The sequence below is a fragment of the Cellulomonas pasadenensis genome (assembly GCF_047229365.1).
Taxonomy (GTDB): domain Bacteria; phylum Actinomycetota; class Actinomycetes; order Actinomycetales; family Cellulomonadaceae; genus Cellulomonas.
Map to the genome: position 1 here is coordinate 1 of NZ_JBFTEP010000103.1, position 13,296 is coordinate 13,296.

Below are 13,296 nucleotides of genomic sequence, written 5' to 3' on the forward strand. Positions count from 1 at the left end.
AGGAGCAGGCGCCGCTGGTGCTCCGGCAGCTCCACGAGCGCGGCCCGCAGCGCGGCCGCCGCGGCCGCCGGGTCCGGCGCGTCCGCGTGGCTCGCCGGGTCGAAGGGGCCGCCGGCGCGCTCCTGCAGCACGAGCTGCAGCACCGCGTCGCCGCCCGTCGCCGCCGCGACCCCGTCCGCGTCGTCGGCCGCCGCGAGCACGTCCGCCGTGCTCAGCGGTGCGGCGACGTCGACGTCGCCCGCCTCAACCGCGTCCACCTGCGCGAGGGGTGCGAGGTCGGTGCGGACGCGGACGCGGTCCCACCGCGCCGGGCGGTCACCTGCGTACGCGGCGTTGCGCACGACCTCGACGCCGTCCGCGCCCACCCGGTCGAGGACGTAGGGGCCCGTCGTGGTCGCGAGGGTGGGGTCGGCCGCGACGTCGGCCGACGCGCCCGCGGCGCGCCACACGCGCGAGACCGGCACGAGCGCGGCGCGGTCCTGCCGCTGCACCGCCGCCACGACGGCGTCGGCCCACCGGGCCGCGTCCGCGGTGGGGTCCGGCGACGGCGTCGAGGTGCCCGTGGGGGTCGCCGTCCCGGTGGGGGTCGGTGCGCCCGTCGGCGTCGCCGATGACGTGGGCGTCGGCGTGCCCGCGGCCGTCGTCGCCGTCGGTGCCGCTGCGTCCGACGGTGCCACCGTGCCCGACGCCGCCGTCGCCGTGGGCGCCGGTGTGCCGGGACGGGCCGGCGTGGGCAGCGCGGGCGCGGACGGGTCGAGCGCGAGCCGGCCGACGACGTGCGCCGGCAGGTTGACGTCGAGCGCGAGCTGCCAGTCCGCGACGGGCCGGTCGTACACGACCGTGACGCTCGCGCCGTCGACGGCCGGCACCGCCGACGCGTGCGCGAGGACCGGTGAGGTCGCGGCGAACGCGACGACGCCGTCCAGCGCGGCCGGGTCGGCGGGGCGCCCGTCGGCGTCGAGCTCCGGCACGACCTCGTCGAGCTGGCCGCTGCGCGCGGCCCACTCCAGCAGCAGGTCGGCGGGCGTGACGGGCACCCCGTCGGACCAGCGGGCCGTCGGCGCGATCGTGTAGCGGACGGTGAGCGGCGCGTCGCCGACCTTCTCGACCGTGCCGAAGGACGCGTCGCTGGTCACCGTGCCGTCGGGCTCGAGCGCGACGAACCCGGACTGCACCAGCCCACGCACCAGCACGCTGCCGGGCGCGCGCCCGTCGACCGTGCCGGCGTTGAGGGACGCGAAGGGCAGGTCGGCCGCGACGACGACGGTCCCGGCGCGGGCCGGGTCGACGGGGTCGGCCGTGCAGGCGGTCGTGAGGGCGACGAGCACCGCTCCTGCCGCCGCCGCGGCGACCCGTGCCCGCGCCCGTCCCCCGACGTGACCGCTCCGGTCCATCCGCACCGCTCCTCCGCTCCCGCGCCGCGCGCGTCCACCCGTCCGGCCGTCACCCGTCCGCAGCCGTCGTCCCCCTATCGGCGCGGACGGGTCGGGACTGAAGTGGCAGATCGGACGGATCCCGTCGGACCGTAGCGGACCGGCACGAGTCGGTGCGCCGTGCCGCCAGGGGCAGCACCGCGCGGGCGTGCCGGCCGAGGACGTCCCGGACGCGCCGACGCCCGGCCCCCACGGGGGGACCGGGCCTCGTGCGTGCGGGGCGGTGCGTGCCGCGGCTCAGATGCCGGGGCGCTGCGTCCGCTCGTTGTCGATCTCGTCGATGCCGAGCGCGTCGGCGCGGCCGGCCTCCTCCGCGTGCCGCGCCTCCTCGGCGAGCAGCTCGGCGCGCTGCGCCTCGAGGAGCGCGTCGCGGGCCATGCGACGCTCCCGCTGCGCCTCCGGGTCCGGCACCGGCACGGCCGCGATGAGCCGCTGCGTGTACGGGTCCCGCGGGGCGGTGACGACCTGCGCCGTCGGCCCGACCTCGACGAGCTTGCCGTTGCGCATCACCGCGACCCGGTCCGACAGGATCTCGACGACGGCGAGGTCGTGGCTGATGAACAGGCACGCGAAGCCGTGCTCGCGCTGCAGCTCCTGGAAGAGGTCGAGAACCGCCGCCTGCACCGACACGTCGAGCGCGGACGTGGGCTCGTCCGCGACGAGCAGGCGCGGCTCGAGCGCGAGCGAGCGGGCGATGCCGACGCGCTGACGCTGCCCGCCGGACAGCTCGTGCGGGTACCGGTTGCGCATGGCGCGCGGCAGGCGCACCTGGTCGAGCAGCCGCTCGATCTCGCGCTGCAGGCCCTGGCCCTTGACGCCCCGGTGCAGGAGCAGCGGCTCGGCGATGGACTCGCCGATGGGCAGGCGCGGGTTGAGCGACGAGCCCGGGTCCTGGAAGACGATGCCGACCTTGGTGCGCAGCGGCTTCAGGTCCTTCATCGACGCGCCGACCATGTCGTGCCCGACGATCCGCAGGTGGCCGCCCGTGACCGGCAGCAGCCCGACGGCCGCGCGGCCGATGGTCGTCTTCCCGGAGCCCGACTCGCCGACGAGGCCGACGACCTCGCCCTGGCGGATCTGCAGCGAGACGCCGTCGACGGCGCGGAACGCCGGCGTGCGGCGACGGCCGGGGTACTCGATCACCATGTCCTGCGCGTCGAGCACGAGCTCGCGCTCGTCGGCGGCCGTGGCGGCGGGCGCCGCGGTTCCGGCCGGGGCCGGCTCGGTGACCGTGGCCCGCGCGGGCGCCGCGGCGCCGACGCCGCGGCCGAGGTGCGGCACGGCGTCCAGCAGACGCTGCGTGTACTCGTGCTGCGGGTTGCGGAAGACGTCGAGGGCCGGGCCCTGGTCGACGACCCGCCCGTCCTTCATGACGATGATGTTGTCGGCCATGTCGGCGACGACGCCCATGTCGTGCGTGATGAGCACGATGCCCGCGTCGATGCGCTCGCGCAGGTCGCGCATGAGCTTGAGGATCTCGGCCTGCACCGTGACGTCGAGCGCGGTCGTCGGCTCGTCGGCGAGCAGCAGCTTCGGGTCGCACGCGAGGGCCTGCGCGATCATCGCGCGCTGGCGCTGCCCGCCCGACAGCTGGTGCGGGTAGGAGTCGACGCGCTTCTCGGGGTTCGGGATGTCGACGAGCCGCAGCAGCTCGACGGCGCGCTCGCGCGCCTCGGCCGGGCCGATCTCGAAGTGCGCGCGCAGCGTCTCGATGATCTGGAAGCCGATCGTGAACACCGGGTTCAGCGCCGTCATCGGCTCCTGGAAGATCATCGAGATCTCCCGCCCGCGCACGCGCCGCAGCCGGCTCGCCGGCATGCCGACGAGCTCGCGGTCGCCCATGCGCGCCGAGCCGCGGGCACGGCCGTTCGCCGGCAGCAGGCCGAGCAGCGCCATCGACGACTGCGTCTTGCCCGAGCCGGACTCGCCGACGATGGCGAGCACCTCGCCCGGGCGGACGTCGTAGCTGACGTCCACGGCGGCCGGGTGCCAGCGTCCGTCGACGTAGAACTCGACGTTCAGGTCACGCACCGACAGCACGGGCGTCGTGGTCGGTGCGGGAGGCGTCTCGAGGGCCACCGTTCAGCGTCCTTCCTGCTCACCGCGGGTCCGCCCGGTCGGGGCGGCCGCGGTGCGCGGGTCTGCGAGCATGGCCACGTGGGTGCCACGCAGGAGTTCACATCGGGGTACGGACGAGGTCTGACCGTCGCGGCGGGCGCCACCGGCGCGGTCGCGCTGGGCGCGGTGGCGCTGCAGGACGGCGCCGGCGAGGCGCTGCGCGTGCTGCCGGTCGTGGCGCTGGTCGTGCTCGTCGTCTGGGCGCTGTTCTGGCGCCCGGGGGTCGAGGTCGCGGACGGCGAGCTCGTCGTGCGCAACGTGCTGAGCACCGTGCGCGTGCCGTGGCCCACCTACCGCGGGGTGACGCGGGGCTGGTCCCTCGTGGTGCACACCACCGAGGGCGACGTGCAGGTGTTCGCCGCCCCCCGCGCGAGCGCCACGGCCCGGGCGGTGCGCCGGCGCCGCGCCGACGACGACCGGCCGGTCGGCAGCGTGCCGGCCGGCGATCGTCCCGTGCGCTCGTACGGCGCCACCGCCGAGACGGTGGGCGACGCCGTCGAGGCCCGGCACGACGCGCTGGTGCGCGCCGGCCACCTCGACGGCGCCGAGCGCCTGCGCACCGAGCACGGCCTGCGCCCCACCCGGCAGCTGCACGTCGCCGGCATCGGCGCGGCGGCCCTGCTGGCCGCCGCCGCCGTGGCGGTGCTCGTCACCGGCTGAGCCGGCGCGCCGGGACGTCACGCGCCGCCGCCGACGCCGGCGTCCGGACGGACCGAGGGCACGCGCGCGCGCTCCGCCGACGCGTCCGCGGCGGCCGCCCGCGCCATCTTGCGCTCCGAGGGGATCCGCTTCTGGCGCGGGTCGAACGCGTCCCGCAGGCCGTCGCCGATGAAGTTGACGGTCAGCGCGATGATCACGATGAACAGGCCCGGCCACCAGAACAGCCACGGGCGCGTGGAGAACGCCTGCTGGTACTCGTTGATGAGCTGCCCCAGCGAGATCTCGGGCGGGACGATGCCGAACCCGAGGTAGGACAGCGCCGTCTCGAGCAGGATCGCGGAGCTCATGAGCAGCGTGACGGCGACGATGAGCGTGCCGATCGCGTTCGGCAGGATGTGCTTGAAGATGATCCGCATGTTGCTGGCGCCGGCCACGCGGGCGGCGTCGACGAACTCGCGCTCGCGCAGCGACAGGAACTCGCCGCGGACGAGCCGCGCGAGCGTCGTCCAGAGGATCAGCCCGAGCGCGAGCGCGAACACGACGCCGGACACGGTGCCGGCCATCTTGCCGACGACCGCGCCGATGACGATCGTCGGGACCGTGATCACCAGGTCGGTGGCGCGCATGAGCAGCGTGTCGGTGCGGCCGCGGAAGAACCCGGCGGTCGCGCCGACCGCCACGCCGATGATCGCGGCGACGCCGCCGATGATGACCATGACCATGAGCGACGTCTGCACGCCCGCCATGACGCGCGCGAAGATGTCGCGGCCGATCTCGTCCTGGCCGAACGGGTGCTCGCCGATCGCGAAGCCGTCGCCGCCGAGCCACGTGGGCATCGACAGCGTGGGCGACCCACCGGGGTTGACGACGGCACCGGTCTGACCCGGCGTCCACTGCCACCACCCGGGGACCGGCCCGACGCCCACGGACGTGAGCGCGAGCAGGGCGGTGAGGGCGAGCACGGTCAGGCCGACCATCGCCCCCTTGTGGCGGAAGAACCGGCGACGCACGATCTGGCCCTGCGAGAGGCCGGCGACGTCCTGGAGCTCGATCGCGTTCTCGAGGCGCTCCTCGGGCTGGCCCGAGGGCTGCGGGGTCGTGGAGGTGCTCATGCGTCCAACCGGATCCGGGGGTCGATCGCCGCGTACACGAGGTCCGCGACGATGTTGGCGATGATGGCGAGGGCCGCGACGACGAGCAGGTACGCCATGACCGGCTCGATCTCCGCCTGCTCGAGCGAGCGGACGAAGAGCTGGCCCATGCCCGGGCGCCCGAAGACGTTCTCGGTGATGACGGCGCCGCCGATGAGGGTGATGACGTCGATCGGCACGATCGTCGCGAGCGGGATGAGCGCGTTGCGGAAGCCGTGCCGGACGATGACGAGCCGCTCGGGCAGGCCCTTGGCGCGCGCCGTGCGGACGTAGTCCTGGTTCATCACCTCGAGCATGCTCGAGCGGGCGTACCGCGTGTACGACGCGAACGCGATGAGCACGAGCGTCGCGGTCGGCAGGATCAGGTGGGTGAAGGAGTCGAGCACCTGCACCCAGTAGTTGCCGCCGAGGTTCGGGGTCCGGTCGCCGAAGGTCGGGATCGGCCGCCCGGCGAGCGCGTCGAAGTACGGGCCCCAGACCTGCATGACCTGGTCGACGAAGATCAGCGTGCCCATGACGAGGGCCACCGCGGCACCGGTGCGCGCCGACAGCCGCCAGTCGGGTCCGCCGAACAGGCGCCCGACGCCGTAGCCGACGGCGACGGTGACGAGCGCGAGGCCCGCCGTCAGCCAGTGCGACTCGGTGACCTGGTCGAACACGACCTGCATCGGGAAGTACGCGACGACGCCGATCGCCACGACCGTCAGGCCCGTGTACAGCGCGCGGCGGTTGTGCAGGCCCGCGAACACGCCGGCCACCGCGAACGCCGTGCCGGCGCCCAGCAGGACGAGCAGGACGGGGCCGATCTGCGGGCGGTCCCACCAGCCGGTGAGCTGCACGTAGGCGAGCAGCGCGAGGTTGGCGGCCGCCGCGATCGCGAACACCTGCAGCCGGCGCGTGGCCGTGCCGCCGATGGCCAGCGACCACAGCAGCCCGACGACCAGGGACAGCCCGATGATCACCGGCCAGCCGATCACGGGGTCGCGCAGGAAGTCGTTGAAGCCGATGGCGCCCCACTGCTTGAGCAGCACCGCGACCCAGAAGGACGGCAGCGAGTACAGCAGGAAGGAGAAGAAGATGATGACGTAGTCGAACGCGCTGTACTGGCGGAGCGCCGACACGATGCCGACGGCCACGCCGATGAGCAGCGACAGCACCGTCGCCGCGGACACGAGCTCGATGGTCGAGCCGATCGCGTTGGTCAGCTGGGCGCTCACCGCCTGGCCGGACTTCCAGGCGACGCCCAGGTCGCCCGTGGCGAGGGCGCCGAGCCACCAGAAGAACCGGATGACGGGGTTCACGTCGAGGTTCAGCTGCTCGGTCCGCTGCGCGATGAGCTCCGCCTTGTTGGGGGCGGTGCTCTCGATCAGGTCGGCCAGCGGGTCGATGGCCGCGTCGACGAGCAGGTACATGAGGAACAGCGCCACGAACAGCGTGACGAGTCCGGCCGCGAGGCGGCGCAGGAGGAAGTTGAGCACGGGGGGCTACCTCGCAGGGACGGGAAGCCGGACGTCGGGGATCGTAACCCGGCGGCTTCCGCTTGAGGTGGTCGTGGGTGTCACGGAGGGGCAGCGTACGCGCACGACGGAGGGCGCCGCGGTCGGAGCCTCGGCGCCCTCCGTCGTCGAGCACGGTCCGGGCTCCCGGCGCGGGGTCACCGCGCCGGGAGCCCGTGGGGTCACTCGGTCGCGCCCTCGGTGGCCGCGTCGCCCGCGGTCCACTCCCAGAAGCCGTAGAAGATGGTCGGCGCGATGCCCAGCTTCTGGACGTTGCCGATCTTCTCCGGGTTGTACGCGGTGATGCCCGGGTGCTGGTAGATGGTCACGCCGAAGGCGTCGTCCACCAGGTGCTTCTCGACCTCGCCCAGGATGCGCTCCTGCTCGGCCGCGTCGGTCTCGACCTGGAGCTCGTCGAACAGCGCGTCGACCTCCGGGTTCGAGTAGCCGTAGTAGTTGTTCGTCGCGCCGGTGCGGAAGTTCGCGTCCGGCTCGGTGACGGCGGTCGAGGTCGACTGCCAGCCGAACAGCGCCGCGTCGTAGAACGACGTCGCGTTCGACAGGTCCGTGCCCCAGTCGGTCTGCACGGTGTAGGCGACCACGTCGAAGCCGGCCTCGGCGGCCGACGTCCGCATGAGCTCGAACGTGTTCGAGCGACGCGTGTTGTTCGGGTCGAACAGCAGGCGGACCTGGACCGGCGTCGTGACGCCCGCCTCGGCGAGCAGCGCCTGCGCGCCGGCGATGTCGACGTCGGCGTACTCGGTGCCCTGGCCGCTGGCCTCGGCGACCGCGTCGTACATCGGCGAGCCGGGGACCTGCGTGAAGGAGTTGCGGACCTCGGCGTCGGGGTTCAGCGGCGTGATGAGGTTCTCGACGATCTGCTCGCGCGGGATCGTCTTGAGGAACGCCTGGCGGACCTTGCGGGCCTTCTCGGCGTCGCCGCCGTAGGTCGCGGGGTCGAACGGACCGCCGTTGCCCTGCTGCATGTCGACGTGCTCGTACGTGCCCTCGACGTTGGTCTCGACCTCGAGGCCGTCGATGGCCTCGAGCGCCGTCAGGACGTCGGCCGTCGACTGCGGGCTGATGAGGTCGACCTCACCGTTCTGCAGCGCCTGGACCTGGCCCATCGGGTCGCCGTTGTAGCGGACCGTGACCTGGTCGAAGACGGCGGGGCGGTCGCCCTCGTAGTTCTCGTTGGCCGAGAGCGTGAGGTACTGCTCCTCGACGAAGTCCGAGATGACGTACGGGCCGGACGTGACCAGCAGGTCCTCGTCCTCGGGCAGCGACGCGAAGTTCCAGTCCTCGCTCCAGACCTTGGCGATCTTGGAGAGCTCGGCGGGCTTGTTCTCGGTGATGGCCGAGACGAGGGCCTCGGTGGCCTCCGCCGGGTCCTCGATGCCGAGGGCGCGCTGCGCGACGATGTGCGCGGGGAGGTTGTTGTCGATCGACGTCTCCCAGTCCGCGAACGGCTTGGAGTACACCATCGTGATGGTGTCGCCCTCGATGGTCGGCGTCTCCTCGATGAGCGCGACCGACGGGCTCGCGGCGTCGAAGTACACGCCGGCGTCGACCGCCTCCTGGTTGGTGACGTTGCCCTCCTCGTCGAGCTCGGGCTCGACGTTGTTGAACTTGCCGCTCTGGGCAGCCCACTCGAGGAGGAGGTCGGCGGGCCCGGCGTCGACGCCGTCGGACCACTTCGCGGTGTCCGCGTACGTGTACTCGACGGTCAGCGGGTCGTCCGAGACCTTCTCCATCGTCCCGAAGGACTCGTCCTGGACGAGCTCGAGGTCGATGTCGTAGTCCACGAACCGCGAGTTGGCCATGTACGTGATGATGTTGTTGGCCGTCGCGTTGCCCGTGATGCTCTCGCCGTTGAAGGAGTAGAACGGCTGGTTCCAGGCGATGTTGACCGCGGTGCTGGAGTTGATCCCCGCGTTGTCGCCGTCGCCGCCCTCGCTACCGCCGTCCGAGCCGGAGCAGGCGGCGAGCGCGAGGACGCTGACCGACGCGACCGACGCGAGGACAGCCTTGCGTGTGATCCTCAATGTTCCTCCTGTGACGTGGAGGGCGCGGCCGCGGCGGCCCGCGCACGAGGCGCAGGGTGCCCGCGGAGCCATACTCGCCCGCCGGGAATTGCGCCAACGCTAGCCCCGGCCGAACGGACATATCGGGCACGGACGAGCGACCAGATCGATCGTTACCTGATTGATACTGGTGAGTACCGTCCAGCATACGAGACGCAGGCGGGGGAAACTCGCCGGAAACACGCGTGACACGCAGCACGTCCGGGTGAGTCGCCACGTTGGCGAACAGCCGCTGCGCGCGGCCCGTGCTGCGGCGGCGTAGGTCACAGCGCAACCGCCGCCGTCGCCCGTGACGTGCACGGCCCCGGCCGGCGTCTCACACGTCGGAGCCGCCCCCACGGCGTCTCCGTCCTACCACCGGGGCGGTCGAGCCAGCGACCCGAACCACGACTCCCACGCCGTGCGGGAGCCGTGCTCGGTCATGACGATGCAGACGTCGTCGTCGGTCGCCGTGTCCCACGACGCCGGATCGGCGAGCAGCGCTCTGGCCTCCGCGGGAGCCAGCACAGCTTCCTCCCACGTGGCGGTCGACCGACGGCGCAGGGCCAGCAGTCCCGCGTCCAGCCACTCGCGCAGCAACCCCACGCACTCGCCGACGAGCCACGGGCCGTGGACCACCCACCCGGAGTCGCCCCGGGCATCGAGCGATCCGCACGCCACGTCGGTGAGCCGCGCGCACTCGGCGGCCAGGACGTGCATCTGGCTCACGAGGTCCAGGTACTGCGCCTCCGACATCGCGGCGATCGGGGTCGGTGGGCCGGCAGAGATCTTCTCGCACCACGTCGAGAACGGCTCGCTCCGATCCCAGTGGACAACGCGCTGCTGGCCGTCGACAGCGTCGCCGTGCACCATCCCGGACCTCCAGCCGTCCAGACGCCCGGACGTTCAGACGTTGAAGCGGAACTCCACGACGTCGCCGTCCGCCATCACGTAGTCCTTGCCCTCGATGCGCGCCTTGCCGGCGGCACGGGCCGCGGCCACCGACCCCGTCTCGACGAGGTCGTCGAACGAGACGACCTCCGCCTTGATGAAGCCCTTCTGGAAGTCGGTGTGGATGACGCCCGCGGCCTGCGGCGCGGTCCAGCCGCGCCGGATGGTCCAGGCGCGCGACTCCTTGGGGCCGGCCGTGAGGTAGGTCTGCAGGCCGAGCGTGTGGAAGCCGACGCGCGCGAGCTGGTCGAGGCCCGCCTCCTCCTGCCCGTTGTCGGCGAGCATCTCGCGCGCCTCGTCGGGCTCGAGCTCGACGAGCTCCGACTCGAACTTCGCGTCGAGGAACACCGCGTCGGCGGGGGCGACGTGCGCGCGCAGGTCGTCCTGCATCGCCGTGTCGCCCAGTCCCTCGTCGTCCGTGTTGAAGACGTAGATGAACGGCTTCGTCGTCATGAGCTGGAACGCCGCGAGGTCGGCGACGTCCAGGCCCGCGGCCGCCGCCCCCTGGAAGAGGGTCGTGCCCTGCTCGAGGACGGCGAGCGCCTTCTGCGCCGCGGCGAGCTCGGCGGCGTCGGCCTTCTTCGCGCGCACCTCCTTCTCGAGGCGCGGCACGGCCTTCTCGAGCGTCTGCAGGTCTGCGAGCACGAGCTCGGTGTGGATCGTCTCGATGTCGTCCTCCGGCGAGACGCGGCCGTCGACGTGCACGACGTCGGGGTCGGCGAACGCGCGCGTGACGACGCAGATCGCGTCGGCCTCGCGGATGTTCGCGAGGAACTTGTTGCCGAGCCCCTCGCCCTCGCTCGCGCCGCGCACGATGCCGGCGATGTCGACGAACGACACCGTCGCCGGCAGGACCCGCTCGGAGCCGAAGATCTCGGCGAGGCGGTCCAGGCGCGGGTCCGGCAGCGGGACCACGCCGACGTTCGGCTCGATCGTCGCGAACGGGTAGTTCGCCGCGAGGACCTGCGCGCGCGTCAGCGCGTTGAAGAGGGTGGACTTGCCGACGTTGGGCAGGCCGACGATGCCGATGGTGAGCGCCACGTCGCCCGAGTCTACGGGCGCGCGGCGGCCCGCCCCGTCAGGGGAACGCGCGCATCCGCCCCAGCAGCTCGGGACCCGTGCGGTCGAGCACCCGCCCGCCCAGCACGACGCCCGCCACCAGCAGCGCCCCGCCGAGCAGCAGGCCGACCGCCAGCGCCGCCCAGCCGAGGACGGCCGAGTCCCGCACCACGGCGAGCACGCCCAGCACGATCGTCGGCGACGCGAGGAGCAGCACCGCGGTGCTGCCGACGACCTGCGACGTGAACGCCGCCGCGCCGACGCCCTGCTTGGTCGAGAACGGGTTGTCCCCCGGCTGCTGCACCGGGTACACGACCATCGCCGACACGACGGACGCGCCCCCGAGCGACGTGAGCAGCAGCCCGAGCCCCACGCCGAGCAGCGCAGGCAGGTGCTGCGTCGCGCCCGCGTAGGCCGCGGTGCCGACGCTGACGGCCACCGTCGCGACGGCGCCGAGCGTGCCGGCGACGACCACGCGGCCGCGGCGGTCGACGAGCCCGCGCACCGGGGCCGCGAGGTGCGTCCAGAACGCCGTGCCGTCGTACGCGACGTCGGCCGACACGCTCCACCCGACCAGCACGCCGGTGAGCGGGCCGCAGGCCAGCAGCAGGGCGTCGGCCCCCGAGAACGCCAGCACCAGCGGCAGGATCGGGACGATCGCGACCGCCATCGCGTACCGCGGGTCGCGCAGCCAGTACGTCGCCGCCCGCGCCGCGATGGCCCCCGACGGGGTCGCCGGGAACCGCCCGAACCAGCCGAGCCCGCGGGCCTTGACCTCGTGCGACGCCGCGACGGGCTGGACGAGGGTGCGGGTCAGCGCGCGGTCCCAGACGACGTACGCCAGGGCGACCGTCGCGGCCGCCACCACCAGGCGCAGCACCGCGGCGCCGGCGTCGCCCGCGGCCACGGCGGGGGCCACCGCCCACGCCGCGCCGAGCGGCGTCCACGCGAGCACGTCGACGACGCGCCGCAGCCCGCCCTCGCCGAGGGCCGCCACGCCGGACGTGAGCCCGCCGAGGATCGGCCCGGTCAGCGCGAGGAGCAGCACCGCGGCGACCGCGACGAGCTCGCGCACGCGCCGGCGCGCGATCACCGGGGCCAGCGCGGCGGTCGCGGCGCGCGCGCCGACCAGGCACGTGGCGAGGCCGAGGACCCCACCCACCACTCCGGCGACCGCGGCGAGGGGCTCGCGCACCCAGACCCCGGCCGTGCCGAGCGCGACGAGGGCCGTGACGACGCCCGGCACGCCCACGAGGCCGGCGAGCGTCAGGCCGACGAGCAGGTCGCGCCGCGGCACCGCGTAGGTGACGAACCGGCGGGGGTCGAGCGTCGCGTCGACACCGAAGGCGACGAGCGGGACGACCCACCAGCCGAGCACGAGCGCGGACCCGAGCAGCACGAGGACCGTCTCGCGCAGCGCGGCGTCCTGCACCGACAGCGCGACGAACCCCACGGCGGCGAGGCCGAGCAGCCCCAGCCCGTACAGGCCCGCGGCCACGAGGCCGAGCACCTGCCAGACGCTGCGCCGCAGGCCGTTGCGCAGCAGCGTGAGCTTCAGACGGACGAGGTGCCCAACCACTCCAGCCCCTCCCCCGTCACGCGGCCGCCGACGAGGTCGACGAACCGCTCCTCCAGCGAGCGGCCGGCGCGCACCTCGTCGACGGTGCCGGCGGCGAGCACGTGGCCGCCCGCGATCACCGCGACGTGGTCGCACATCCGCTGCACGAGGTCCATGACGTGCGACGACACGACGACCGTCCCGCCGCCCGCGACGTACCGCGCGAGGATCTCGCGGATGTTCGCGGCCGACACCGGGTCGACCGCCTCGAACGGCTCGTCCAGCACGAGCAGCCGCGGCGCGTGCACGAGGGCGCACGCGAGGGCGACCTTCTTCGTCATGCCCGCCGAGTAGTCGACGACGAGCGTGTTCGCGTCCGCGGCGAGGTCCATGGCCGCCAGCAGGTCGCGGGTGCGCGACTCCACCGTCGGCCGGTCGAGGCCCTGCAGCAGGCCCGCGTACGTGATGAGCTGCGCGCCCGTGAGCCGGTCGAACAGGCGCACGCCGTCGGGCAGCACGCCCAGCGAGCGCTTGACCTCCGTCGGGTGCGCCCACAGGTCCACGCCGTGCACGTGCACGGTCCCGTGGTCCGGCCGCAGCAGGCCCGTGGCCATCGACAGCGTCGTCGTCTTGCCGGCGCCGTTGGGCCCGACGAGGCCGTAGAACGAGCCCGCGGGGATGGTGAGGTCCACCCCGCCGACCGCGATCTTCTCGCCGAACCGCCGCCACAGGCCGCGCAGCTCGAGCGCGGGCGGCGCCCCCGGCGCGGCGGGCGGCACCGGGGCTGACTCGAATACCCAGCTGCCG

Annotated in this window: 10 protein-coding genes; 1 reads left to right on the forward strand and 9 read right to left on the reverse strand. The window is 73.7% G+C overall.

Annotated features, from left to right (window positions below; all coding sequences use genetic code 11):
- Both AB6N23_RS13700 and AB6N23_RS13705 read right to left on the reverse strand, forming a co-directional pair.
- A partial coding sequence (locus AB6N23_RS13700) for an ABC transporter substrate-binding protein (protein ID WP_412866578.1) occupies positions 1–1,394 on the reverse strand: 1,394 nt, incomplete at its 3' end.
- Positions 1,395–1,670: 276 nt separating this feature from the next.
- Positions 1,671–3,512, reverse strand: coding sequence for an ABC transporter ATP-binding protein (locus AB6N23_RS13705; protein WP_412866579.1), 1,842 nt, complete (start codon positions 3,510–3,512; stop codon positions 1,671–1,673).
- A 78-nt stretch (positions 3,513–3,590) separates the two neighbouring features.
- On the opposite strand from AB6N23_RS13705, the gene AB6N23_RS13710 reads away from it, so the two are divergent.
- Positions 3,591–4,211, forward strand: coding sequence for a hypothetical protein (locus AB6N23_RS13710; RefSeq protein WP_412866580.1), 621 nt, complete (start codon positions 3,591–3,593; stop codon positions 4,209–4,211).
- Between the two features lie 17 nt (positions 4,212–4,228).
- Here the strand turns inward: AB6N23_RS13710 and AB6N23_RS13715 are convergent, their stop codons facing one another.
- The 7 genes from AB6N23_RS13715 to AB6N23_RS13745 all read right to left on the reverse strand — a co-directional run bounded on the left by AB6N23_RS13715 (position 4,229) and on the right by AB6N23_RS13745 (position 13,268).
- Positions 4,229–5,323, reverse strand: coding sequence for an ABC transporter permease (locus tag AB6N23_RS13715; protein ID WP_412866581.1), 1,095 nt, complete (start codon positions 5,321–5,323; stop codon positions 4,229–4,231).
- Entirely contained in the window at positions 5,320–6,840 is a 1,521-nt protein-coding gene (locus tag AB6N23_RS13720) for an ABC transporter permease (protein ID WP_412866582.1), read from the reverse strand. Before AB6N23_RS13720 ends, AB6N23_RS13715 begins: the two co-directional genes overlap by 4 nt.
- Before the next feature lie 200 nt (positions 6,841–7,040).
- Positions 7,041–8,903, reverse strand: a complete 1,863-nt coding sequence (locus tag AB6N23_RS13725) for an ABC transporter family substrate-binding protein (RefSeq protein ID WP_412866583.1) — start codon at positions 8,901–8,903, stop codon at positions 7,041–7,043.
- 390 nt (positions 8,904–9,293) lie between these two features.
- Positions 9,294–9,794, reverse strand: a complete 501-nt coding sequence (locus tag AB6N23_RS13730) for a hypothetical protein (RefSeq protein ID WP_412866584.1) — start codon at positions 9,792–9,794, stop codon at positions 9,294–9,296.
- Between the two features lie 33 nt (positions 9,795–9,827).
- The gene (gene ychF, locus AB6N23_RS13735) at positions 9,828–10,913 is read right to left on the reverse strand and encodes a redox-regulated ATPase YchF (protein ID WP_412866585.1); all 1,086 of its coding nucleotides are present in this window, start codon (positions 10,911–10,913) and stop codon (positions 9,828–9,830) included.
- Between the two features lie 37 nt (positions 10,914–10,950).
- Complete coding sequence (locus AB6N23_RS13740; RefSeq protein ID WP_412866586.1) at positions 10,951–12,510, reverse strand: hypothetical protein; 1,560 nt, start codon at positions 12,508–12,510, stop codon at positions 10,951–10,953.
- The gene (locus AB6N23_RS13745) at positions 12,486–13,268 is read right to left on the reverse strand and encodes an ABC transporter ATP-binding protein (protein ID WP_412866587.1); all 783 of its coding nucleotides are present in this window, start codon (positions 13,266–13,268) and stop codon (positions 12,486–12,488) included. The genes AB6N23_RS13740 and AB6N23_RS13745 overlap by 25 nt, the downstream gene beginning before the upstream one ends.
- Between the last annotated feature and the right edge of the window lie 28 nt (positions 13,269–13,296).

Bases quoted from the DNA above. Each gene is read 5' to 3' on its own strand.
- AB6N23_RS13715 (WP_412866581.1), bottom strand. From the start codon at position 5,323: ATGAGCACCTCCACGACCCCGCAGCCCTCGGGCCAGCCCGAGGAGCGC.
- AB6N23_RS13730 (WP_412866584.1), bottom strand. From the start codon at position 9,794: ATGGTGCACGGCGACGCTGTCGACGGCCAGCAGCGCGTTGTCCACTGG.